21 protein-coding genes and 1 pseudogene are annotated in these 24,010 nt (G+C 66.4%); 10 read left to right on the top strand and 12 right to left on the bottom strand.

Annotated elements, in window-relative coordinates; translation table 11 throughout:
- Positions 1–25 precede the first annotated feature (25 nt).
- The 3 genes from QM748_RS16410 to QM748_RS16400 all read left to right on the top strand — a co-directional run bounded on the left by QM748_RS16410 (position 26) and on the right by QM748_RS16400 (position 4,991).
- A complete protein-coding gene (locus tag QM748_RS16410) occupies positions 26–3,148 on the top strand; it encodes a response regulator (protein WP_415247973.1) in 3,123 nt (1,040 codons plus the stop codon).
- Positions 3,145–4,221 (top strand): HD-GYP domain-containing protein, encoded by a 1,077-nt coding sequence (locus tag QM748_RS16405; RefSeq protein WP_415247972.1) that lies wholly within the window; start codon positions 3,145–3,147, stop codon positions 4,219–4,221. Before QM748_RS16410 ends, QM748_RS16405 begins: the two co-directional genes overlap by 4 nt.
- 125 nt (positions 4,222–4,346) lie before the next feature.
- Positions 4,347–4,991: a pentapeptide repeat-containing protein gene (locus tag QM748_RS16400; RefSeq protein WP_415248085.1), complete on the top strand. Its 645-nt coding sequence runs from the start codon at positions 4,347–4,349 to the stop codon at positions 4,989–4,991.
- Positions 4,992–4,995: 4 nt separating this feature from the next.
- Here the strand turns inward: QM748_RS16400 and QM748_RS16395 are convergent, their stop codons facing one another.
- Entirely contained in the window at positions 4,996–5,601 is a 606-nt protein-coding gene (locus tag QM748_RS16395; protein ID WP_415247971.1) for a chemotaxis protein CheB, read from the bottom strand.
- A gap of 13 nt (positions 5,602–5,614) precedes the next feature.
- The gene (locus QM748_RS16390; RefSeq protein WP_415247970.1) at positions 5,615–6,481 is read right to left on the bottom strand and encodes a CheR family methyltransferase; all 867 of its coding nucleotides are present in this window, start codon (positions 6,479–6,481) and stop codon (positions 5,615–5,617) included.
- A 457-nt stretch (positions 6,482–6,938) separates the two neighbouring features.
- Here QM748_RS16390 and QM748_RS16385 point away from each other — a divergent pair, with 457 nt between their 5' ends.
- Together QM748_RS16385 and pncB are read left to right on the top strand one after the other, a co-directional pair.
- The gene (locus tag QM748_RS16385) at positions 6,939–7,646 is read left to right on the top strand and encodes a cysteine hydrolase (RefSeq protein ID WP_415247969.1); all 708 of its coding nucleotides are present in this window, start codon (positions 6,939–6,941) and stop codon (positions 7,644–7,646) included.
- 47 nt (positions 7,647–7,693) lie between these two features.
- Positions 7,694–8,917 carry a nicotinate phosphoribosyltransferase gene (pncB, locus tag QM748_RS16380; RefSeq protein ID WP_415247968.1) on the top strand — a complete coding sequence of 408 codons (1,224 nt, stop codon included), beginning with the start codon at positions 7,694–7,696 and terminating at the stop codon, positions 8,915–8,917.
- 34 nt (positions 8,918–8,951) lie between these two features.
- Here pncB and lipA read toward each other — a convergent pair whose 3' ends face one another.
- The 10 genes from lipA to QM748_RS16330 all read right to left on the bottom strand — a co-directional run bounded on the left by lipA (position 8,952) and on the right by QM748_RS16330 (position 19,033).
- Positions 8,952–9,899, bottom strand: a complete 948-nt coding sequence (gene lipA, locus QM748_RS16375) for a lipoyl synthase (protein ID WP_415247967.1) — start codon at positions 9,897–9,899, stop codon at positions 8,952–8,954.
- Positions 9,900–9,946: 47 nt separating this feature from the next.
- On the bottom strand, positions 9,947–10,618 hold the full coding sequence (lipB, locus tag QM748_RS16370) for a lipoyl(octanoyl) transferase LipB (RefSeq protein WP_415247966.1): 672 nt from the start codon (positions 10,616–10,618) through the stop codon (positions 9,947–9,949).
- Positions 10,615–10,899: a YbeD family protein gene (locus tag QM748_RS16365; RefSeq protein WP_415247965.1), complete on the bottom strand. Its 285-nt coding sequence runs from the start codon at positions 10,897–10,899 to the stop codon at positions 10,615–10,617. Before QM748_RS16365 ends, lipB begins: the two co-directional genes overlap by 4 nt.
- Before the next feature lie 11 nt (positions 10,900–10,910).
- On the bottom strand, positions 10,911–12,038 hold the full coding sequence (locus tag QM748_RS16360; protein WP_415247964.1) for a D-alanyl-D-alanine carboxypeptidase family protein: 1,128 nt from the start codon (positions 12,036–12,038) through the stop codon (positions 10,911–10,913).
- A 130-nt stretch (positions 12,039–12,168) separates the two neighbouring features.
- The gene (locus QM748_RS16355) at positions 12,169–13,341 is read right to left on the bottom strand and encodes a septal ring lytic transglycosylase RlpA family protein (protein ID WP_415247963.1); all 1,173 of its coding nucleotides are present in this window, start codon (positions 13,339–13,341) and stop codon (positions 12,169–12,171) included.
- A gap of 17 nt (positions 13,342–13,358) precedes the next feature.
- Entirely contained in the window at positions 13,359–14,504 is a 1,146-nt protein-coding gene (rodA, locus tag QM748_RS16350) for a rod shape-determining protein RodA (RefSeq protein WP_415247962.1), read from the bottom strand.
- A complete protein-coding gene (gene mrdA / locus QM748_RS16345; RefSeq protein WP_415247961.1) occupies positions 14,501–16,495 on the bottom strand; it encodes a penicillin-binding protein 2 in 1,995 nt (664 codons plus the stop codon). The genes rodA and mrdA overlap by 4 nt, the downstream gene beginning before the upstream one ends.
- A 12-nt stretch (positions 16,496–16,507) precedes the next feature.
- Complete coding sequence (gene mreD / locus QM748_RS16340; RefSeq protein ID WP_415247960.1) at positions 16,508–17,029, bottom strand: rod shape-determining protein MreD; 522 nt, start codon at positions 17,027–17,029, stop codon at positions 16,508–16,510.
- 2 nt (positions 17,030–17,031) lie between these two features.
- Positions 17,032–17,904 (bottom strand): rod shape-determining protein MreC, encoded by an 873-nt coding sequence (mreC, locus tag QM748_RS16335; protein WP_415247959.1) that lies wholly within the window; start codon positions 17,902–17,904, stop codon positions 17,032–17,034.
- 85 nt (positions 17,905–17,989) lie between these two features.
- Positions 17,990–19,033: a rod shape-determining protein gene (locus tag QM748_RS16330; RefSeq protein ID WP_068636726.1), complete on the bottom strand. Its 1,044-nt coding sequence runs from the start codon at positions 19,031–19,033 to the stop codon at positions 17,990–17,992.
- Between the two features lie 172 nt (positions 19,034–19,205).
- On the opposite strand from QM748_RS16330, the pseudogene gatC reads away from it, so the two are divergent.
- The 5 genes and pseudogenes from gatC to QM748_RS16305 all read left to right on the top strand — a co-directional run bounded on the left by gatC (position 19,206) and on the right by QM748_RS16305 (position 23,977).
- Positions 19,206–19,494: pseudogene (gene gatC / locus QM748_RS16325) on the top strand (Asp-tRNA(Asn)/Glu-tRNA(Gln) amidotransferase subunit GatC).
- A gap of 44 nt (positions 19,495–19,538) precedes the next feature.
- Positions 19,539–21,011 (top strand): Asp-tRNA(Asn)/Glu-tRNA(Gln) amidotransferase subunit GatA, encoded by a 1,473-nt coding sequence (gene gatA, locus QM748_RS16320; protein WP_415247958.1) that lies wholly within the window; start codon positions 19,539–19,541, stop codon positions 21,009–21,011.
- 7 nt (positions 21,012–21,018) lie between these two features.
- Positions 21,019–21,537 carry a hypothetical protein gene (locus QM748_RS16315; RefSeq protein WP_415247957.1) on the top strand — a complete coding sequence of 173 codons (519 nt, stop codon included), beginning with the start codon at positions 21,019–21,021 and terminating at the stop codon, positions 21,535–21,537.
- 34 nt (positions 21,538–21,571) lie between these two features.
- Positions 21,572–23,032, top strand: coding sequence for an Asp-tRNA(Asn)/Glu-tRNA(Gln) amidotransferase subunit GatB (gatB, locus tag QM748_RS16310; protein WP_415247956.1), 1,461 nt, complete (start codon positions 21,572–21,574; stop codon positions 23,030–23,032).
- A gap of 87 nt (positions 23,033–23,119) precedes the next feature.
- Entirely contained in the window at positions 23,120–23,977 is an 858-nt protein-coding gene (locus tag QM748_RS16305; RefSeq protein ID WP_415247955.1) for a class II glutamine amidotransferase, read from the top strand.
- The last annotated feature ends 33 nt before the right edge of the window (positions 23,978–24,010 follow it).

Below are 24,010 nucleotides of genomic sequence, written 5' to 3'. Positions count from 1 at the left end.
CGGCATGGCAGTACCCGCAGTCGTCATGCTCTTCCAGCGCCGTTCCCTGTGCCAGCTCGACGCAGAATGCGAGCAGTTGCGCCGAGCCGAAACCTGGTACCGCCAGATCATCGAATTTTCGCCGGACGGCATGCTCATCGTCGATGCCGACGGCAGCATCATCGTCGCCAACCCTAAGGCACACGACCTGTTCGGCTACCCGGCCGGCAACCTGATCGGTCGCGACGTCGACGAACTCGTGCCCGCGGACATCCGCCCGCGGCACGCCGCCATGCGGGCGCGCTTCAACAACTGCGCCGACGGCCACCTCCACCTCGGCAAGGTCGCGGGCAGCGTCCGCGCGACCCGGCTCGACGGCAGCGAGTTTCCCATCGAGCTCGGTCTCACCCACTTGTCCGACCAGGATGGCGGGAAGGCCTGCACCTGTGTCACGGTACGCGACGTCACCCAGCACAAGACCTACGAACAGACCATTGCCGACCAGCTCACTTTCCAGCGCACGCTGCTCAACACCCTGCCGCACCCGATGTTCTTCAAGGACGACGAAGGCCGCTACATGGGTTTCAACCAGGCCTTCCTCGACGCCTTCGGCATCGAGCGGGAAACGCTGCTGGGCAAGAACGTGCTGCAGTTCATGCAGGTTCCGGCCGAAGAACGCCCGATCTATCACGCGGCCAACCAGCGCGTACTGCGCGAAGGCGGCACCTTCACCGCCGAAATGCGCCTGCCCTACGCCGACGGCAAGGTTCACGACGTGCTCTACAGCCTGAGCGGCCACCGCGGCAGCGACAACAAGACGGCCGGCCTGGTCGGCGCGCTGATCGACATCAGCGCGCAGAAGCAGGCCGAACAGGCCCAGTTCGAAGCCAAGCTGCTGGCCGAGGAGGCAACACGGCTCAAGTCCGACTTTCTCGCCAACATGAGTCATGAGATCCGCACACCGATGAATGTCATCATGGGCATGGCCCACCTCGCGCTCGACAGCCCATTGAGCCCGCGTCAGCGCAACTATCTGGAAAAGATCCACGCTGCCTCGGAAACCCTGCTCGGCATCATCAACGACATCCTCGACTTCTCGAAGATCGAGGCGGGCAAGCTGCAGTTCGAAGAAATCGATTTCTTCCTCGAAGACGTGCTCGGCAACCTCGCCGACCTCGGCACCGCCAAGGCGCAGGAGCGGGGCCTGGAGCTGCTGTTCGACATCGGCATGGACGTGCCGACCAGCCTGCGCGGCGATCCGCTACGGCTCGGCCAGGTGCTCGACAACCTGCTGGGAAATGCGCTCAAGTTCACCACGCGGGGCGAAATCACCATCACCATCCGCCGGGAACGGACCGCGGACGACAGCGTCTGGCTCCATTTCGCCGTCCGCGACACCGGCATCGGCATCGACGAAGAGCAGCGCCAGCGCCTTTTCCACGCTTTCACCCAGGCCGACACCTCCACCTCGCGGAAGTACGGCGGCACCGGCCTGGGGCTGGCGATCTGCAAGCGGCTGGTGGAGCTGATGGGCGGCAGGCTGGGCGTCGACTCCGAGCCAGGCATCGGCAGCACCTTCCATTTCCGCGCCCCGTTCCGGCTGCAGAGCCGGCAACGCAGGCTCGAGATCAGCAGCGAGGACATCCTCGGCATGCGCGTACTGATCGTGGACGACAACACAAATGCGCGGGACATCCTGCAAGGCATGCTCCATGCGCTCAAATTCGACGCAGACACCGCGGCCGACGCCGCCAGTGCAATTGCAATGCTCGAAAAAGCCTGCGCGGCGGGCCGGCCCTACCGGCTGGTACTGATGGACTGGATGATGCCAGGCATCAATGGCGTCGAGGCCGTCCGCCAGATCCGCGCCCACTCCAGCATCGACAAAACCCCCTGCTTCGTCATGGTCACGGCCTTCAGCCGGGACGAATTGCACGAGAGCCTCGGCGATCTGCCGGTTGCCGGACTGCTGGAGAAGCCGGTCACTCCCTCCACGCTGCTCGACGGCATTCTCGGCGCCTTCGGCACCGCCGAGAGACACCAGCCACGCAAGAAGGCGATGCAGGCCGAGCTTGTCGAAGCCCAGCGTGCGCTCCGCGGAACCCATCTGCTGCTGGTCGAGGACAACACGATAAACCAGGAGATGGGCATCGACATCCTCGGCCGCAACGGCATCCGCGTCGATGTCGCCGGCAACGGCGCGGAGGCCCTGGCGCTGATTGCCCACACCCGGTACGACGCCGTGCTGATGGACTGCCAGATGCCGGTCATGGACGGCTTCGAGGCCACGCGCCGCATCCGCGCCATGGAAGGCTGCGCCGAACTTCCCGTCATCGCGATGACGGCCAATGCCATGAGCGGTGACCGGGAACGCTGCCTCGCGGCAGGGATGAACGATCACATCTCCAAACCCATCGATGTGCAGCAGCTGTTCATCCGCCTCCACCAATGGATCGGCTCCAGCGCCCGCCAATCGTCCCAGCCGGCCGATCTCCCGGATAGCCGCGGCAACGCCATCACGCTGCCGGCCATTCCCGACCTGCGGCTCGAAGCAGCGATGCAGCGCCTTGGCGGCGACAACGCGCTGCTGCAGACCTTGCTGCGCCGCTTCTGCGACACCCAGTCCGACGCCTCGGCACGGATTTCCCAGGCGCTGGCAGAAAACGACAAGGATGGCGCCGTGCGCATCGCCCACACCCTGAAAGGCCTCGCCGGCAACATCGGCGCGGAAGCCCTCGCCGTCCGTGCCGCCGACATCGACAATCGCCTGCGCAACGGCCAGGACACCGATGCCGCGCTGCGCGGACTGGCTGATGCGCTTGCCACGCTGAGCAAGGACATCCAGGAAGCGCTCGCCCGCCACCCGTCTTCCGAACCAGCCGCCGCCACGGCGGTCGACGCAACGCCAGCCTGGCTCGACGAACTCCGGGCAGGCCTGCAACAGCTGGAAACCATGCTGCGCACGGACGACGGCGAGAGTGGCCGCCACCTCCAGGCCCTTGCCCCAGCCCTCGACAGATTGGACCAGCCGGACCGGGTCGAACGGCTCCGCGATCTCGTCGCGCTGTACCGCTTCGATGAAGCGCTCGACGGCCTCGACGCGCTGCGCAGGGCATGTCCGGACCTCGTCGTCAGCCCCACCCCGAATCCTGAAAACACCCAGCCATGAGCGAAGCCCCGCCGCGAAGCACTCTCCTCCTGGTCGATGACGTGCCGGACAACATCGATATCCTGGGACGCATCCTCTCACCGCACTATCGCACCCGCGTCGCACTCAACGGCGAGCGGGCACTGAAGATCGCCGCCACACCGCCGCATCCGGACCTGATCCTGCTCGACGTCCGGATGCCGGACATCGACGGCCATGAAGTATGCAGGCGCCTGAAGGCGCGCCCGGAAACCCGCGACATCCCGGTGATCTTCGTCACTGCGCTGAACGAAACCGAAGATGAGGCCCAGGGCCTCTCGCTCGGCGCCGTCGATTACATCACCAAGCCGGTCAGCCCCGCCATCGTGCTGGCCCGCGTCCGCACCCACCTCGCGCTCTACGACCAGAACCGCGAACTTGCCCGCCAGGTCCACGCGCACACGCTCGACCTGCTCAACACCCGCCAGCAGATCATCCACCGGCTCGGCCGGGCGGCCGAGTTCCGCGACGGCGAAACCGGCAACCACATCATCCGCATGAGCCACTACTGCCGGCTGATCGGCGAAGCCGCAGGGCTGAGTGACAAGGCCGTGCAGACGCTGTACCACGCCTCACCGATGCATGACATCGGCAAGATCGGCATCCGCGACACCGTGCTGCTCAAGAACGGGCCGCTGAACGAAGAGGAGTGGGCCATGATGATGCGCCACCCGGAGATCGGCGCAGAAATCATCGGCAAGCACGACGACGAGCTGCTGATCGCCGCACGCGAGATCGCGCTCTGCCACCATGAGCACTGGGACGGCACCGGATACCCGCAGGGCCTGGCCGGCGAGGAAATTCCACTGCTGGCCCGCATCGCCACGATCGCCGACGTCTTCGACGCCTTGCTGACGGGCCGCCCCTACAAAATTGCGTGGAGCATCGAGGATGCGGTGGCTTACATCGAAGCGGGGACAGGCTCGCGCTTCGATCCCGGCCTGAGCGAACCTTTTCGCCGCGCCCTGCCTCGAATGATCCGGATCCGCGAACAGTTCGCCGACTCCCACGGCAAGCTGGACGACACCGAAGCCGGCCCGCACCTTCCCCTCTGAAGACGACGGCGGGAGTGACAGTCGGCGCTTGCTCACCGACAATCCACTCGCACCATGCTCCTGCGGACCCTGTAATGAAATTGCTCGCAACAGCCTCGCATCTGCGCCGGACACGCGTCGGCACCATTCCGCAGCCGCGGACGACCTTCGCCTGCCTCATCGCCATCGCCCTGCTGGGCCAGCCCTTTTCCGCCCAGGCCCAGCGCGCCGGCAGCGTCGGCGGCTGCGACATCCGCCGCGGCACCTTGTGCACCAACGCCAACCTGAACGGCGCCCAGCTTGCCGGCGTCAATCTGGCCAATTCGCAATTCACCCGCTCCGATCTCTCAGGCGCGGACCTCAGCGGTGCAACGCTGAGCGAGGCGAACTTCTCCAGCACCGAGCTGGCCGGCACCAACTTCAATGGCGCATCGATGCAACGCATCAATCTGCGCAACGCCCGGCTCACCAATGCCACCCTGGTCGAAGCCGACCTGCGCAATGCGGTGCTGCAGAATGCCGTCCTGACCGAGGCCGATCTCAGCGGCGCCAGGCTGGCAAATGCCGATCTGACCAATGCCCGGCTCGAAGGCGCCAGGCTGGACAAGGCCGATCTCCAGCGCGCCAACCTGCGCGCCGCCAAGCTCAAGGGCGCCTCGCTCGCCGGCGCCAACCTGCAAGGCGCGATCCTGACCCGTGCGGTGCTGGTCGACGTTGACCTCAGCGGCGCCAATCTCGATCAGGCGATCTTCCTCAACGCCCAGACCGACGGCTGCACCGGCTGCCCCTAGCGGCTCAGCCCACCTTCTGGCGCAGTTCACCGACGATCCGCGCGGGAATCGCGCGCAGATCCAGCACCTCACAGGCCGCACCGATTTCCGCTGCCTCGCGCGGCATGCCATACACCACGCAGGAGGCCTCGTCCTGGGCGATGGTGAACGCCCCCGCACGGCGCATCTCCAGCAGGCCGGCCGCGCCATCCTTGCCCATGCCGGTCAGCAGCACGCCGACGGCGTTGCGCCCCGCCACACGTGCGACCGCATGGAACAGCACGTCCACCGAAGGCCGGTGGCGGTTCACGGGCGCGCTCGCCGATATCTCGGCCAGATAATGCCCGCCACTGCGGATGACCGACAGATGTGAATGGCCCGGCGCCACATAAGCATGGCCCGGCAGAATGCGTTCGCCATGCACGGCCTCCTTGACCGCCAGGGCGCACATCCTGTCCAGCCGCTCGGCGAAGGAGCGGGTGAAACGCTCGGGCATGTGCTGGGTGATGACGATGCCCGGCAAGCCTGGCGGCAGCCCGGCCAGCACTTCGCGAATGGCCTCGGTACCGCCGGTCGACGCACCGATGGCGATCAGCCTGTCATTGAACAGCGGCGGATGGCGCAGGGCCATCGCGGCTGCGGCCTCAGGCCGAACGGAGGACGGGTGCATAAGTGGTGCGTCCGAGGCTGCGGAACAGGTCGGCATGGTTCTGCAGGCTTTCCGAATGGCCGCATACCAGCAACCCCTCCGGGCGCAGCAACGGACGGAAACGCTCGATGATGCGGCGCTGGGTGCTCTTGTCGAAGTAGATCATGACATTGCGGCAGAAGATGGCATCGAACGGGCCGCGCAGCCCCCAGTCGGCATCGAGCAGGTTGATGCGCTTGAAGTCGATGCGCGCAGACAGTTCGGAACGCACCTGTAGCATGCCCTGCCCGGCACCTGGCGCCGGCTGGAAGAAGCGGCGCAGGCGATCGGGTGACAGCTCGCGCATCCGCGCTTCTGGATAGACTCCGCGCCGCGCCGCCTCCAGAACCTGGGTATCCACGTCCGAAGCGATGATCTCGATGCGGGTCGCCGGCAACGCCTCGGCCAGGGTGATCGCAATCGAGTACGGCTCCTCGCCGGTCGAGGACGCCGCGCACCACACCCGGTAGGCTCCCGCAGCAGCCCGGCTGCGGGCATGCTCGGCAAGCATCGGAAAATGGTGCGGCTCGCGGAAGAAGGAGGTGAGATTCGTCGTCAGCGCATTGATGAAGGTCTGGCGCTCCCGCCCGCGATCGGCCTCGACCAGGTCGAGATACTCCTCGAAGCTCTTCAGTCCTTTTGCCCGGAGGCAGCGCACCAGCCGGCCGTACATCATGTCCTGCTTCATGTCGGACATCGCGATGCCCGCCAGCCGGTGGATCAGCTTGCGCGCACGTTCGAACTCCCGCTCGGAGAACGAAAACTCCCGCATCGGCTGGACCTGACCGGCCCTGGCGCCAGCCTCACTCGAAAACATCGTCATCGACCCTCAAGCTTACGCCACGTGCATGCGCGGCAACGCCTGGATTGTCGCCGTTCTGGCAAGCGCTGCGTGTGAGTTCTTCCCCTATGGCGACGCTTTTCTTGCCGCCAATGGCCACTGGCGCCGTTTCGCAGCAGCGCAATACCGGAAACCTCGATCGGCGCGGGAAGGCAAGGAGCCGATCCGCGCCGGAGGCCGGCTCACACAGAACTGCCGATGATTGTCTGCAAGCACTGGCAGAAGGCGTCATTGCTGCGCACAATCCATGATCTGCGCCCCAGGCGGCATCAGCACAAGGAGAAACACGGTGTCCAACATAAAAATCGACCTGCTTCTGATCGATCCGCAGAATGACTTTTGCGACCTGCCTGACAGCCGCTGTCCCACAGACCTTGCATCAAGCCCAGTCGATACGCTCGTCCGTCCTGCCCTTCCCGTTCCCGGCGCATATGCAGACATGCAGCGCACTGCTGCATTCATTCGCCGCGTCGGCGACAGGCTGGGCCACATCCATGTCACGCTCGACTCGCACAATCCGGTGGACATTGCCCATCCGGCCTGGTGGCTGGATGGACAAGGCGCCCGCCCGGCCCCTTTCACCGTCATCACGTCGGGCGACATCCAGTCCGGCCGCTGGCGAAGTGCCGATCCGTCGGTTCAGGCCTACTCGGCAGACTACGTCTCGAAACTGGACGCGGGCGGCCGCTATCCGCTGGTGGTCTGGCCGGAGCACTGTCTCATCGGCAACTGGGGGCACAACATCGAAGCCACGGTGAAAGCCGAACTCGATGCCTGGGCGCGCAAGCGGCTCAGGATCGTGAATTACGTCGCCAAGGGCGCCAACCCGATGACCGAGCACTACTCCGCGATCCGGGCCGAGGTGCCGGACCCGTCGGACCCTTCCACGCAGCTCAATACCGCGCTGATCCGCGCCCTGGAGAAAGCCGACATCATCGTGGTCGCAGGTGAAGCGCTGTCGCACTGCGTCGCCAACACGGTGCGCGACATCGCCGACAATTCCAGCCCGGAGCACATCCGGAAAATGGTTCTGCTGACCGACTGCGCGAGCTCCGTATCCGGTTTCGAAGCCATCGGCGATGCCTTCGTCCGCGACATGTCCGCGCGCGGCATGCAATTGGCAAACTCGGCCGACTTCCTCGCCTGATATCCAGCAGGCGCCCCTCGCCCGACACCTTCCGAATGGAGCACACCATGAAGCGCCCGGTCATCAGCAGCCTGCTCGAAACCGATCTGTACAAGTTCACGATGTGGCAGACCATGCTGCACCGGAATCCGGCAAACCAGGCCGAGTATCGCTTCGTGTGCCGCAACAGGCCCGCCTTTCCGCTCGCCGAACTGGCGGGCGAGGTGAATGCGGAACTCGATGCGCTGTGCGCGCTGCGCTTCCGCGCGGATGAACTGGCATATCTGCGCGGCCTGAGGTTCATCAAGTCCGATTTCGTCGATTTCCTCTCGGTGTTCCAGCTGCAGCGCCGCTTCATCGAAGTCGGTATCGATGGAGATCAGCTCACGATCACCGCACGCGGCCCCCAGGTGCATGTGATGCTTTTCGAGATTTATGTGCTGGCGATCGTCAATGAGCTGTACTTCCGCCGTCTCGGTGATGGCGAAGCCTGCCTTGCCGAAGCCCGGTCGCGGCTGCAGGCCAAGATCGAGCAGGTTCGCCGGTTTCTGGGCACGGACCAGGGTCGTGCCCGGCATCCCTACGAGCTTTCGGACTTCGGCCTGCGCCGCCGTTATTCAGGCATGTGGCAGCGTGAGGTGGTCGAGACGCTGAAGCGGGAACTGCCGCTGCAGTTCAAGGGCACTTCCAATGTCCTGCTGGCCAAGGACCTGCAGCTGACGCCGATGGGAACGATGGCGCACGAATACCTGCAGTCCTACCAGGCCTCGGGCGTGCAACTGCGTAAATTCCAGCAGGCCGCGCTGGAGGACTGGGTGCAGGAATATCGCGGCGACCTGGGCATCGCGCTGACCGACGTCGTGGGCATGGACGCCTTCCTCGCCGACTTCGACCTCTACTTTGCCAAGCTGTTCGACGGCTTGCGGCACGACTCGGGCGACCCGGTGGAATGGGGCGAAAAGGCACTCGCCCACTACGCGAAGCTGCGTATCGATCCGCACACCAAGCGCTTCGTCTTCAGCGACGGCCTCACTTTCCCGCAAACCTTCGAGCTTTACGAAAAGTTCGCCGAGCGCACCCAGATCGCATTCGGCATCGGCACCAACCTGACCAACGACACCGGCAAGACACCCCTGAACATCGTCATGAAGCTGGTCAGCTGCAACGGCATGCCGGTGGCCAAGCTGTCGGATTCACCGGGAAAGACCATTTGCGATGACGAGGTGTTTCTTTCCTACCTGCGCCAGGTCTTCAGCTACACGGGTGCAGCGAGCGCCACGGCCAGCCAGTGAGCGGGACACTACCGGCTGGCAATTGCGCGGGCGTTCAGACTACGCCTGCGCCGTGCGCCTGCTGATCTGCCCAATAACTGGATCGCACCATCGGACCGCAGGCTGCGTTGCGGAAACCCATCTTCAGCCCTTCGGTCTCGTACATCTTGAAGATGTCCGGGTGTACATAGCGCAGCACCGGCAGGTGGCCGCCGGAGGGCTGCAGATACTGGCCGATGGTCAGCATGTCGACGTCGTGGGCACGCATGTCACGCATGACTTCGAGGATTTCCTCGTCGGTCTCGCCGAGGCCGACCATCAGGCCGGACTTGGTCAGCACGTCCGGGTGGCGGGCCTTGAACTGGCGCAGCAGTTCGAGCGAATAGGCGTAGTCCGAACCCGGACGGGCCTGCTTGTACAGCCGCGGCACGGTCTCGAGGTTGTGGTTCATGACGTCGGGCGGCGCCTGGTCGAAGATGTCGAGCGCGACTTCCATGCGGCCGCGGAAATCCGGCACCAGCACTTCGATGGTCGTAGACGGCGATGCCTTGCGCGTTTCGCGGATGCACTCGACGAAGTGCTGGGCGCCGCCGTCGCGCAGGTCGTCGCGGTCGACCGAGGTGATGACGACGTACTTCAGCCGCATCGCGGCAATGGTCTTGGCGAGGTCGCGCGGCTCGTCGGCGTTCAGCGGCTCGGGGCGGCCGTGGCCGACGTCACAGAAGGGGCAGCGGCGGGTGCAGATGTCACCCATGATCATGAAGGTGGCCGTGCCCTTGCCGAAGCATTCGTGGATGTTGGGGCAGGACGCCTCTTCGCACACGGTGTGCAGCTTGTGCTCGCGCAGCGTGGCCTTGATCTCGTTGAAGCGCTCGGCTTCCTGGCCGGCGCCGAGCCGGATGCGGATCCAGTCGGGCTTCTGCAGGCGCTCGGCGGGGACGATCTTGATCGGGATGCGCGCCGTCTTTGCGGCGCCGCGCTGCTTGCGGGCGGGGGTTTCCACCGAATTTTCCATGTTGTCCGCTCTCTGTGGTGTGGCGCAGGCTGCGATTATGGCCCCGCTGGCGCGTCTTGCGCAGCCCGTGCAGGCTGATTATGTACATCAGCCCGCGCTTCGATCGGCGGCAGCAGACGCTGAAGATGGGCCAGCAGGCGTTCACCGACGGCATCGACGCCGTCAGCCACGCCGAAATCCTTCATGCGGATGGTCTTCAGCCCCTCGTAGCCGCAGGGGTTGATCCAGCCGAAGGGCATCAGGTCGGCATCGACGTTGATCGCCAGGCCGTGGTAGCTGCAGCCGTTCTTCACCCGCAGGCCGAGCGCGGCGATCTTGTCGCCGGCGATGTAGACGCCGGGCGCGCCATCCTTGCGCTCGGCGGCAAGGCCGTATTCGGCCAGGGTGTCGATGATCGCCTGCTCCATCAGATGGACCAGTTCGCGCACCTTCAGGCGGCGCCGCGGCAGGTCGATCAGCAGGTAGGCGACGAGCTGGCCGGGGCCGTGGTAGGTGATCTGGCCACCGCGGTCGATCTGCACCAGCGGGATGCCGGCCGGGTTGCACAGCAGGTGCTCGGCCTTGCCGGCCTGGCCCAGGGTGTAAACCGGCGGATGCTGCAGCAGCCAGATCTCGTCCGGCGTGCCGTCCGTGCGTTCGGCGGTGAACACGCGCATCGCCTCCAGCGCCGGCGCGTACTCCACCAGGCCGAGGCGCTTGACGATCACAGCACCACCTTGACCAGCGGGTGCGCGGTCAGCTCACGGTACAGGGTGTCGACCTGCTGCTGCGAAACGGCGCGGAAGGTGCAGGTCACCGCGAGGTAGTTGCCCTTGCTCGAGGGCCGCATCTCGGCGCCGGCGGGGTCGAAGTCCGGTGCATGGCGCAGCACCACTTCGATCACCGCCTGGGCGAAGCCATCGACCCGCGCACCCATCGCCTTGATCGGGAAATCGCAGGGGTACTCGATCAGGGTCTGGCGCGGCTGCGCGCCGCCATGCTCGCTCATGCCCTGTCCGCTCAGAGGTTCTTGAAGAACAGCACGATCGCGTCCCACAGGCGGCCGAAGAAGCCGGCCACCGGCACGTCCTTGAGCGCGACCACCGGATATTCGCCCAGCGGCTTGCCGTCGACGCTCAGCTTCAGCATGCCGACCTGCTGGCCCTTCTCCAGCGGTGCGATCAGCGGCTGGCGGCTTTCCAGCGACACGGCGACTTTCTGCGCAGCCTCCTTGGGCAGCGACATGACGAAATCACGAGTGAAGCCGACCGCCACTTCGTTTTCCTCGCCCTTCCAGACACGGAACTGCGACAGCGCCTCGTCAGCCGAGTAGAGCTTGACGGTATCGTAGAACTGGAAGCCGAAGTTCAGCAGCTTCAGCGATTCCTGCGCACGCACGGTGTCGGAAGCGGCGCCGAGCACCACCGAGATCAGGCGGCGGGTGCCGCGCTGCGCGGTCGACACCAGGCAGTAGCCGGCGGTGCTGGTGTGGCCGGTCTTCATGCCGTCAACGGTGGCATCCATGTACAGCAGGCGGTTGCGGTTCGGCTGCTTGATGCCGTTGTAGGTGAACTCCTTCAGCGAGTACAGGTTGTAGAACTCGGGGAAGTCGCGCACGATCGCGCTCGCCAGGATAGCCAGGTCGCGCGCCGTGGTGTAGAGCTGCGGATCGGGCAGGCCGGTGGAGTTGGTGAAGTTGGTGTTGGTCATGCCCAGGCGCTGGGCCTCGCGGTTCATCAGCGCGGCGAAGGCCTCCTCGCTGCCGGCGATCGCCTCGGACAGCGCGACGCAGGCGTCGTTGCCCGACTGCACGATCACGCCGCGGATCAGTTCATCGACGGTCACCGGCTTGTTCGGCTCGATGAACATGCGCGAGCCTTCCATGCGCCAGGCCTTGGTCGACACCGGCACCACCTGGTCCGGCGTCAGCGTGCCCGCTTTCAGTGCGCTGAAAGTCAGGTAGGCCGTCATCAGCTTGGTCAGCGAGGCCGGCTCGATGCGGCCATCGGCATCCTTGTCAACGAGCACCTGCCCGGTGGAGTGGTCGGCCAGCACCCAGGCCTTGGCAGCAAGCGCCGGCGGCGGCACGGACTGGGCCAGCGCGGCGAAGGAAAACAGTGAAATCAGGACGGCAAGGACAAGACGCATGAGGGAACCCGGAAAGAAGAGGGGAAAAACTGGCGGGAACGCCGGATTATAGGTGCCACCCCGGGCAGAGACCAAAAGCGAAAGCCTTTGTTGCAACCCGATGCGGCAGTGCAGCAGACGGCATCGCCGTTCAGCGCACGATCACGAACGGCTTCAACTTGAGCGCCGTCCCCATCCGGTCGGCCGCCGCCCGGGCGGCATCGACCGTATCGTAGGGTCCGGCATGCAGGCGGAAACGCTCGCCATCGGCAAACAGTTCGAGGCGCTCCGCGTGCTCGCCGACCTCGTCCGCGACCGAAGCCTTGAAGCCTTCGGCATTGGCACGCGAGCTGAAGGCGCCGAGCTGCAGGAAGATGCCGGCGCTGGCCGAGGCGATGTGCGGCACCAGGCCGTCGCCGGCATCCGTTGCACCCGCAACCGCGGCCGCAACTCGCGCTGCGGCGCTCCCAGGCACGGCAGCCGGCACCTCGGTGCTGGCCGGCGGTGCTGATGCCGCCAGCGGCGGCAGCGTGCGTGGCGCCACATCCACCACCTCGGCGGCGGCCGGTGCGGGAGCCGGCGCGGCGGCGGCTTCGGCAACCTGCTGGACCTGGCGGCCACGTATCGGCGGCACCGGCCTCGCTGCTGCCAGCAGCGGGAGTTCGTCCGGCAGTATCTGCTCGATTTCGACTTCCGCGCTGCCGGCGTTGATGTAGCCGAGCTTGTGGGCCGCGGTATAGGACAGGTCGATGATGCGCCCCTTGTGGAAGGGACCACGGTCGTTGATCCGCACCACCACCGAGCGTCCGCTGGGCAGGTGCGTGACCCGCACATAGCTCGGAATCGGCAGCGTCGGGTGCGCGGCGGTCATCGCATACATGTCGTAGGGCTCGCCGCTGGATGTCGGCTTGCCGTGGAAACGGCGGCCGTACCAGCTTGCCCGCCCACGCTCGCGGTGCGGCTTCAGCTCGGTGGCCGGCACGTAGCCCTGGCCGAAGACGTTGTAGGGCCGGTTGGCGAAACGGTGGAGTGGCTCCAGACGGGGCTCGGCGTCGGGGATGGCATCGAGGTTGCCGGGCGGAACGTCGTCCGGGCCGTCGTCCTTGTAATAGCCGCCGCCCCGGCTGGCCTGCTTGGGCGTGCCCGCCGCAGGCGCTTCGGCGGCAGCCTGCGGTTCGTCGCGCTTGGGCGCGGAGCCGCAGGCCGACAGCAAGGCGGCGGCAAGCACCAGCAGGGCCACGGTGGCCAGCCCCTGGCCGCGCGGCCGGCGCACACTTGGGGCGCAGCCGCTCGCGGCCTCGGCCTGGACGGAATCGGACTTCATCGGCACTCCATGACTGTTCAAGCGTTGCGCGCCGTCAACCGGCTGCGCTGGATGCTCATCAGGATACCCACCCCCAGACACAGCGTGACGAGCGCGGTTCCCCCATAGCTGATGAAAGGCAGCGGCACGCCCACCACGGGCAGGATGCCGCTGACCATGCCCATGTTCACGAAGGCATAGGTGAAGAAGATCATCGTGATCGCACCCGCGAGCAGGCGCGAGGCATGCGTGGGCGCAAAGGCCGCGATGACGAAGCCGCGCACGATCAGCAGCAGATAGGTGGCCAGCAGCACGACCGCGCCGACCAGGCCGAACTCCTCGGCCAGCACGGCAAAGATGAAGTCGGTATGCCGCTCGGGAAGGAAGGCCAAGTGGGTCTGGGTGCCTTCCATCCAGCCCTTGCCCGACAACCCGCCGGAACCGATGGCGATGGTGGACTGGATGATGTGGAAGCCCTTGCCGAGCGGATCGCGCGTCGGGTCCAGCAGGGTGCACACGCGCTGTTTCTGGTATTCGCGCAGCACCTGCCAATCGACCTCGGGCTGGCACAGGGTATCGCCGAAGGCAACGACCGAGCCCAGGCCGATGACCACCGCGACGACCAGCGGCACGATCAGCTTCCACGACAGGCCGGCGAAATAGATCACGTACAGGCCGGAGGCCGTGACCAGCAGGCTGGTGCCGAGATCGGGCTGGATCAGGATCAGGCCGACCGGCACCACCAGCAGCGCGCCGGCAACGACGAAATCGACGAAGCGGGTGTGGCCTTCGCGCTGGTGGAAGTACCAGGCCAGCATCAGCGGCATCGAGATCTTCATGATCTCGGACGGCTGGATGCGGGTGATGCCGATGTCGAGCCAGCGCCGCGCACCCTTGGAAATCTCGCCGAACAGATCGACTCCGATCAGCAGCACCACGCCGAGCGCATACAGTGGCAGCGCGAGCCGCAGCAGATGCGCGGGCGTCAGCCAGGCCATCGCCCACATCGCTGCCAGCGCAACGGCGAAATGCAAGGCCTGGCTGTCCAGGCGCTCGGGCGAGGCGCTCTGCATCAGCACCCAGGCATAGCCGAGCAGCACTGCCAGCAGCAGCAGCAGCAGCGGATCGATCGGCCGCAGGAAGGCGCGCACCAGCACGAGCGGATTGAATCGCCAACTGCTCATCGTGCCCCCCCCGCTGCGGCTTCAGATCGCACAGCCGCAGCATCGGCTGCCGCAGTATCGACTGCCGCAGCATCGGCTGCCGCGGCTTCCATGTGCTCGCCGCTTTCGAGTTCTTCGGCATCGGCGTCCTCTGCCGCCGGCTCTTCCGCCTGCCGGTGCAGCAGGTGATAGTCCATCACCTGGCGCGCGATCGGCGCCGCCGACTGGGCACCGAAACCACCGTTCTCGACCAGCACCGCGAGCGCGATGCGCGGCGCCTCGGCCGGCGCATAGGCGATGAACCACGAATGGTCGCGCAGGCGCTCGCGCACCCGTCCCTCGACGTAGCGCTGGCCGCGCAACGAAAACACCTGGGCCGTGCCGGTCTTGCCGCCCGAGGTGTATTCCGCTCCCTTGAAGGCGCGCTTGCCGGTGCCGCTGACATTCACGCCGACCATGCCGTCGCGCACCGCCCTGAGGTGGGACGGCTTGAGCGGAATCTCGCGCAGCGGCTCGGGCTCGACCGTACGCCGCTGCCCTGTGCGTGAATCGACGACATAGCGCACGATGTGCGGCCGGTACAGCTTGCCGTCGTTGACCAGCGCCGCCAGGGCATTGGCCATCTGCAGCGGCGTGTAGGCGTTGTAGCCCTGGCCGATGCCGACCGAGATCGTCTCGCCGGCGAACCACTGCTGCTGTTCGGCACGGCGGAAGCGCTGGCGCTTCCACTCCGGCGACGGCAGCACGCCAGGCGCCTCACCCGGCAGGTCGATGCCGGTGCGCGAACCGAAGCCGAATGGCCCCATGAACCTGGCGATGTTGTCGATGCCGAGATCATTGGCGAGCTGGTAATAGTAGGTATTGCACGATACGACGATGGACTTGTGCAGATCGACCATGCCGTGGCCGCCGATCTTGTCGTCCATGAAACGGTGGTTGCCGAGGGTGAAGTAGCCGAAGTCGGCGATCGCCTGGCCCGTCGTGCGCTTGCCCGTCTCCAGCCCGGCCAGCGCCATGAAGGGCTTGAAGGTGGAGCCCGGCGGATAGGCCGAATAGATCGCGCGGTTCAGCAGCGGATGGTCGGGCGATTCGTTGAGCGCTTTCCAGTCCTGGGTGGAAATGCCATCGACGAACAGATTGGGATCGAAGGTCGGTGTCGATACCAGCGCCAGCACGCCGCCGGTGGAGGGCTCGATCGCCACCAGCGCGCCGCGGCGGTCGCCGAAGGCGCTCTCGGCCACGCGCTGCAGCTCGATGTCGAGCGTCAGCTCCAGGTCATTGCCCGACATTGGCGCAATGCTCGACAGCGCGCGCACCGCCCGCCCGCCGGCATTGACCTCGACCTGCTCGATGCCCGTGGTGCCGTGCAGTTCGGACTCATAGAACTGCTCCAGCCCGGCCTTGCCGATGTGCTGCGTGCCGCGGTAGTTGGCAGTATCGCCCGCTTCCTCGATACGCTCGACGTCACGCTGGTTGATGCGGCCGATGTAGCCGACGACGTGCGAACCCACAGCACCCTGCGGATAGTCGCGCAGCAGCCGTGCCTTCACGTCAACACCCGGCAGGCGGTAGCGCTGCGACACCACGCGGGCGACCTCTTCGTCGCTGAGGCGGCTGCGCACCGGCACGCTTTCGAAGCTGCGGCTCTCCTCCAGCAGCTTCATGAAACGCCGGCGCTCGCGCGGCTCGATCGCCACCAGGGTGGCAAGCTCGTCCAGCGTACCCTGGATGTCCTTGACCTGCGACGGCGTGATTTCCAGCGTGTAGGTGGCGTAGTTGCGCGCCAGCACGACGCCGTTGCGGTCGACGATGGTGCCGCGATGGGGCACTTTCGGCAGCAGCGCGATGCGGTTGTCCTCGGCTCGCGTCAGATAGTAGTCGTGGCGCACCACCTGCAGGTAATGGAAGCGTACCGCCAGCAGGCCCAGGCAGACGCACACGAACAACAGCGCCACCACCACCCGCAGGCGGAAGCGGGCGAGCTCCTGAGCGGTGGAACGAATCTCCGTCATCCGCCGCGGGCCTCAGATCGGACGGTTGTCGTCGCGGTCAACCGGCTGGTACTGCGGCAGCAGCAGCAGCATCGACAGCGGCGCCCACAGCGCGGTGCTGCTCAGGCTGGATAGGAAATACGTCCAGCCGGGAAACTCGGCGCCGGCGAGCAGGCGCACAACCACCATCAGCGCCTGGGTCAGCAGGAACAACGGCAGGAAGTGCAGCGCCTGCTGCAGCAGCGGAAACCACATCACCCGCCGCGCCGCGCCATTGGCCAGGTAGGCCAGCACCACATAGGCAAGGGCATGCTGGCCCATCGCCGCGCCCTGGCCGACATCGACCAGCAGGCCGAGCACGAAGCCCGCACCCATGCCGATGCGCTGCGGCTCGCGCACGCACCAGATCGCGAGCACCAGCGCCACCCAGTCGGGGATGCCCGGCGCCCGCCCGGTCGGGATGTACTCGAGCCCCAGCGCAACGAACAGGCTGAGATAGACGAACCACAGCTTGACCGGCAGCAGGATGCGGCTGGAACGATTGGTCGGCTGCATCGTCAGCGCTCCTCGTCCGGCGCCGGCGGAGGCGGCGGATAGGCGGTGCGGCCGACCACCAGCACCTGCACGCTGGTGTCGATGTCTGCCAGCGGCTCGCAGTCGATACGGGCGAAGGCGTCGGACGTGCGGTCAACTGCAGTCACATTCGCCACCGGCAGGCCAGGGACGAAGATGCCATCGAGGCCAGAGGTGACCAACTGATCACCTGCGCGGATGTCGGAATCGGCCAGCACGAACCTCATTTCCAGGTGGCCGCGGCCGGTGCCGAACAGCACGCCGCGCACGCCGTTGCGCAGCACGCTGACCGGAATCGACTGGTTGCGGTCGGTCAGCAGCGTGACCTCGGACTGCACCGGATGCACACGCGTGACCTGGCCGACCACGCCTTTGGCATCGATCACCGCCAGACCGGCTTCGACGCCCTGCTGCGCGCCGCGGTCGAGGATGACCTTGCGGGCGAAGGGGTCGGGCGCGTTGTAGAGGATGTCGGCGGCGACGCTCTTGACGGCGACCCGCTGCGACATGCCGAGCAGGCCACGCAGTTCGGCATTCTCCTTTTCGAGCAGATCGAAGCGCAGCAGGCGCTCGCCGGTCGTCAGATGCTCCCGGCGCAGTTCGGCATTCTCGAGCTGCACTTCGACCAGGGTGGCGAAATAGCGCGAAGCATTGAGCACGAAATCGGCCGGCTTCGCAGCCGCCATCTGCAGCGGATAGGTCACCACCGACAAGGCGTTGCGCACGATCTCCAGGTAGCGGAAACGCAGGTCCGTCACCAGCAGCACCAGGCAGATGGCGACGAACACCGACAGGCGCGTGACCGGCGTCAGTCCGCGCTTGAAGATCGGAGGGGTCTTGTGGCCGACGAGAGACATCCGGGAAACCAGGGGCCGCCAGGTCGAAAACGGTGGCGTGGACGATGACGAAGACACGCCCCGGCGCCAACGCCGGGGCAGCGGCTCACTCGGAGGTGAAGATCGCCGCGAGCTTGTCCATCTTGTCGAGCGCCATGCCGCAGCCGCGCGCGACGCAGGTCAGCGGCTCTTCGGCAACGACCACCGGCAGGCCGGTCTCTTCCATCAGCAGACGGTCGAGGTCGCGCACCAGCGCGCCGCCGCCGGTCATCATCAGGCCGCGTTCGGCAATGTCGGCGCCAAGTTCGGGCGGCGTCTGTTCCAGGCCGATCTTGACCGCCGAGACGATCTGGTTGAGCGGCTCGGCCAGCGCCTCGAGAATCTCGTTGGACGACACCGTGAAGCTGCGCGGGATGCCTTCGGCCAGGTTGCGGCCCTTGACTTCCATCTCGCGCACTTCGGAGCCGGGGAAGGCGGAGCCGATTTCCTTCTTGATCTTCTCGGCGGTGGTCTCGCCGATCAGCATGCCGTAGTTGCGGCGGATGTAATTGACGATGGCCTCGTCGAACTTGTCGCCGCCGACGCGGATACTGCCGGAATAGACGATGCCGCCCAGCGAGATCACGCCGACCTCGGTGGTGCCGCCGCCGATGTCGACCACCATCGAACCGGTGGCATCCGACACCGGCAGGCCGGCACCGATCGCGGCCGCCATCGGCTCCTCGATCAGGAAGACCTGCGAGGCGCCAGCCGCCAGCGCGGCGTCGCGGATCGCCCGGCGCTCGACCTGGGTGGAGCCGCAGGGCACGCAGATGATGATGCGCGGCGAAGGCGACAGCAGGCGCGAATCGTGCACCTTCTTGATGAACTGCTTGATCATCTGCTCGGTGACGACGAAATCGGCGATCACACCGTCCTTCATCGGCCGGATGGCGGTGATGTTGCCGGGCGTCTTGCCGAGCATCTGCTTGGCGGTGTGGCCGACCGCCTGGATCGAACGCTTGGCGTTGGGACCACCTTCGGTACGGATCGCCACCACCGAGGGTTCGTCGAGCACGATGCCCTTGCCGCGTACATAGATCAGGGTGTTGGCGGTGCCGAGGTCGATCGCGAGATCGTTGGAAAAATAGGAACGCAGGAAACCGAACATGGGGCCTTCCGAAACCGGTGGAATGTTGAGCCGCGTGGCGCACCGGACAACAGCATGATGCGCCGCAACGCGAGCGCCCCGCCCGCTGCCGCCAAATGGCGCAGCCCCGGCGGGGCAAAGACGATTATGATAACCTACAAACCTTTGTGGATTCAGCAGGTTTTGTTACCTCATGTCGCTGTCCAATGAACAAGTCGGGCATCTCGCCCGCCTCGCGCGCATCGCGCTTTCCGACGCCGAAATCGACGCCACCCGCGACAAGCTGAACGGCATCTTCGGCCTCATCGAACAGATGCAGGCGGTCGAACACGACCGGCGTCGAGCCCATGAGCCATCCCCAGGAACTCGCCACCCGCCTGCGCGACGATGCCGTCACCGAACGGGACAATCGTGCTGCCTTCCAGCAGGTCGCGCCGCAGACCGAGGCCGGGCTGTACCTGGTGCCCAAAGTCATCGAATGATCCGCGGCGCGAATTTCGCGCCTCCAAACTGGCTTGCCGAACACATGATCCACGCTTCCCTTCCGGAACTGCGCCGCGCGCTCGACGCCCGGCAGATTTCCAGCGTCGAACTCGCGACCCTGTTCCTCGACCGCATCGACGCCCTCGATCCCCAGCTCAACGCCTTCGTCACCGTCGACTGTGAAGGCGCACTGGCCGCCGCCCGCGCCGCCGACGAGCGCATCGCCGCCGGCCAGGCCGCTCCGCTGACCGGCATCCCGCTCGCCCACAAGGACGTGTTCTGCACCGAAGGCGTGCTGACCACCTGCGGCTCGAAGATGCTGTCGAACTTCGTCAGCCCCTACGACGCCCACGTCGTCGGCCTGCTGAAGGCCGCCGGCGCGGTCAGCCTGGGCAAGACCAACATGGACGAGTTCGCGATGGGCTCGTCCAACGAAAGCTCCTTTTACGGCGCGGTGAAGAACCCCTGGAAGCTCGACCGCGTGCCGGGCGGTTCGTCCGGCGGCTCGGCCGCGGCGGTAGCGGCCCGCCTGGCGCCGATCGCCACCGGCACCGATACCGGCGGCTCGGTGCGCCAGCCGGCGGCCTTCTGCGGCATCACCGGCATCAAGCCGACCTACGGCCTGGTGAGCCGCTACGGCATGATCGCCTACGCCTCCTCGCTCGACCAGGGCGGCGCCTTCGGCGCCAGCGCCGAGGACTGCGCGCTGCTGCTGTCGGCGATGGCCGGCTTCGACCCCCGAGATTCGACCAGCCTGGAACGCCCGGCCGAGGACTACGCCGCCGCGCTCGCCGCACCGGCTGGCGCACGGCCGCTAGAAGGCCTGCGCATCGGCCTGCCGCGCGAATTCTTCGCCGAAGGCATGGCCGACGACGTGCGGACCGCGGTCAACGCCGCGATCGAGCAATACCGCGCGCTCGGCGCCACCACGGTCGAGGTCTCGCTGCCCAACGCCAGGCTGGCGATCCCCGCCTACTACGTGATCGCGCCGGCCGAATGCTCGAGCAACCTGTCGCGCTTCGACGGCGTGCGCTACGGCCACCGCGCGGCCGAATACGGCGACCTCGCCGACATGTACGGCAAGACCCGCGCCGAAGGCTTCGGCGCCGAAGTGAAGCGCCGCATCCTGGTCGGCACCTACGTGCTGTCGCACGGCTACTACGACGCCTACTACCTGCAGGCGCAGCGCCTGCGCCGCCTGATCGCGCAGGATTTCCAGGCCGCGCTGCAGCACTGCGACATCATCGCCGGCCCGACCACGCCGACCACCGCCTGGGCGCTGGGCCAGATGGCGGACGACCCGGTGCAGATGTACCTGTCGGACATCTTCACCCTGGCGATCAACCTCGCCGGCCTGCCCGGTCTGTCGCAGCCCTGCGGCCTCGGCAGCGACGGCCTGCCGGTGGGCCTGCAGCTGATCGGCGACTACTTCGGCGAATCGCGCCTGCTGAATGCCGCACACCGCTTCCAGCAGATCACTGACTGGCACACGCGCCGGCCGGCAATTGCTGGCTGAGCCTGCAATGGCTTCCGCAACCCCGATCTCGCCGCGCCAGTTGCTGCGTGCCGGCCTGGCCGCAACCGCGGCCAGCCTGCTCGCCTCCTGCGCCACGCCGCCGTGGCAGGCGCCAGGCCCGACGCCCGGCCCTACCGAAAGCGAGACCCGGCCGAGCGAGAAACCCGGCCGCCTGAAACCGATGCCGGTGCGCCCGCTCGACATCCAGGCCGACTGCCGTTTCCGCGACGAAGCCGGCTATGGCGCAACCGCGGTGCTCGACATCCGCCAAGCCGACGTCCGGCATTTCAGCGCCACGGTGGACATTCCTCGCCGCGGCAGTTGCCGCTTCGACGGCCCCTTCACCCAGACCCGCCGGCTGCCCAGCGTGGAACTTCGCGCCAAGGACGGTTGCACGGTCAACATCTGGGAGCAGGGCCATCAAGTGACGGTGGGCTTTTCCGATTGCGCGCGGCGCTGCAGCCGCGGCACCTTCGACTATGTATGGCCGATCATCGTCGATCGGACCAGCGGCCAGTGCCATTGAGCCGGCGCCGCGAACCGCAACAAGAGAAACGACCATGAGCAGAACGGATTGGGAAGTCGTGATCGGGCTGGAAGTCCATGCCCAGCTCAACACCGCCAGCAAGATCTTTTCCAGCGCCAGCACCGCCTTCGGTGCCGAGCCCAACGTGCAGGCCAGCGCGGTGGACATCGCCCTGCCCGGCGTGCTGCCGGTGCTGAACCGCGGCGCGGTCGAACGCGCGATCCGCTTCGGCCTGGCGATCGGCGCCCACGTCGCGGAAAAGAGCGTGTTCGCGCGCAAGAACTACTTCTACCCCGACCTGCCGAAGGGCTACCAGATCAGCCAGATGGACCTGCCGGTGGTGCAGGGCGGCGTGATCACGATCCGCGTCGGCGAAGGAGAGCAGGCCTACGAGAAGACCGTGCGCCTGACCCGCGCCCACCTCGAAGAGGATGCCGGCAAGAGCCTGCACGAGGACTTCCACGGCATGACCGGCATCGACCTCAACCGCGCCGGCACGCCGCTGCTCGAGATCGTCTCCGAACCCGACATGCGCTCCTCGGCCGAAGCCGTGGCCTACGCCCGCTCGCTGCATGCGCTGGTGCGCTGGATCGACATCTGCGACGGCAACATGCAGGAAGGCTCCTTCCGCTGCGACGCCAACGTGTCGGTGCGCAGGAAGGGCGCGGCCGAGCTCGGCACCCGCCGCGAGATCAAGAACCTGAATTCCTTTCGCTTCCTGCAGCAGGCGATCGACTACGAAGTGCAGTGGCAGATCGACACCATCGAGGACGGCGGCCGCGTACAGCAAGCCACGGTGCTGTTCGATCCCGACAGCGGCGAGACGCGCATGATGCGCAGCAAGGAAGACGCCCACGACTACCGCTACTTCCCCGACCCCGACCTGCTGCCGCTGCTGATTTCGCCCGACTGGAAGGCGTGCGTGCAGGCCGGGATGCCCGAACTGCCGGGCGCGATGAAGGCCCGCTTCATGGACGAATGGGGCCTGTCCGCCTACGACGCCACCACACTGACGGCCTCGAAGGAAGTCGCCGACTTCTATCAGGCCACGGTGACGGCCGCCGGTCCGGCGCTGGCGAAGCCCTGCGCCAACTGGGTCATGGGCGATCTCGCCGCGCGCCTGAACAAGGCCGAACTCGACATCGGCGCCTCGCCGGTGTCGCCGGCCCAGCTAGCCGGCCTGGTGGTCCGCATCGCCGACAACACCATCTCCAACGCCATCGGCAAGAAGGCGTTCGAGGCGCTGTGGAACGGCGAAGGCCCGAGCGCCGACGAGATCATCGACCAACAGGGGCTGAAGCAGGTCACTGACAGCGGCGCGATCGAGGCGATGATCGACGAGGTGCTGGCCGCCAACCAGAAGTCGGTGGACGAGTTCCGCGCCGGCAAGGAAAAGGCCTTCAACGCCCTGGTCGGCCAGGTCATGAAGGCCAGCAAGGGCAAGGCCAGCCCGGCCCAGGTCAACGAGCTGTTGAAGAAGAAGCTCGGCGCCTGAGGCCGAAGACAGCGCGGCGGACGCGACCATCGGCCGTGCCCGCTTCGCTATACTGCCGGTTCCAGTACCGACATCGCGGAGACTCCGATGTGCCAGCTGCTCGGCATGAACTGCAATGTGCCGACCGATATCTGTTTCTCCTTCGCCGGCTTTCGCGCTCGCGGTGGGCTCACCGACCACCATCGTGACGGCTGGGGCATCGCCTTCTTCGAAGGCGCCGGGGTGCGCCTCTTCCTAGATCCCAGCCCGAGCGCCGATTCGCCGATCGCGGAACTGGTCAAGCACTACCCGATCCATTCGCTCAACGTCATCGCCCACATCCGCAAGGCCACGCAGGGCAACGTCAGGCTGGAGAACACCCACCCGTTCCAGCGCGAGCTGTGGGGGCGCTACTGGATCTTCGCCCACAACGGCAACCTGAAAGGCTTCGCCCCCAGGCTGTCCGGCCGCTTCCAGCCGGTCGGCAGCACGGACTCGGAGTTGGCCTTCTGCTACGTCCTCGACCGCCTGGCGCAGCATTTCCCGCAGGGGACGCAGGACACGGCCGAGCTGCATGCGGTGCTGCGCGAGCTGGCGCTCGAAGTCGGCAGCCTCGGCGAATTCAACTTCCTGCTGTCCGACGGTAAGCGCCTGTTCGCGCACTGTTCGTCGCGGCTGTGCTACATCGTCCGCAAGGCGCCTTTCCCGGTGGCCCACCTGGCCGACGAGGATGTCACGGTCAACTTCAACCAGGTCACGACGCCATCCGACCGGGTCGCCGTGATCGCCACCACGCCGCTGACCGACAACGAAGCGTGGACACAGATTCCGCCCGGCAATCTGTTCGCCTTCCATGACGGCGAGCCGATGGAAATGGCCGAAACCCTCACGGTGGCCCAGGACTACCCCCGGCGCACGGCCGATTGTGAGCAGCAGTTCCTCGCCCCCGCCACGCCGAGCCGCTAGAGTTCGCGGTTTCCCGCCATTCACGCCGACGAG

Source organism: Thauera sp., from assembly GCF_047601425.1.
In the GTDB taxonomy this organism is placed as follows: domain Bacteria; phylum Pseudomonadota; class Gammaproteobacteria; order Burkholderiales; family Rhodocyclaceae; genus Thauera.
Note: the sequence above shows the minus strand (reverse complement) of the source record. Positions and strands in the feature narration are given on the sequence as shown.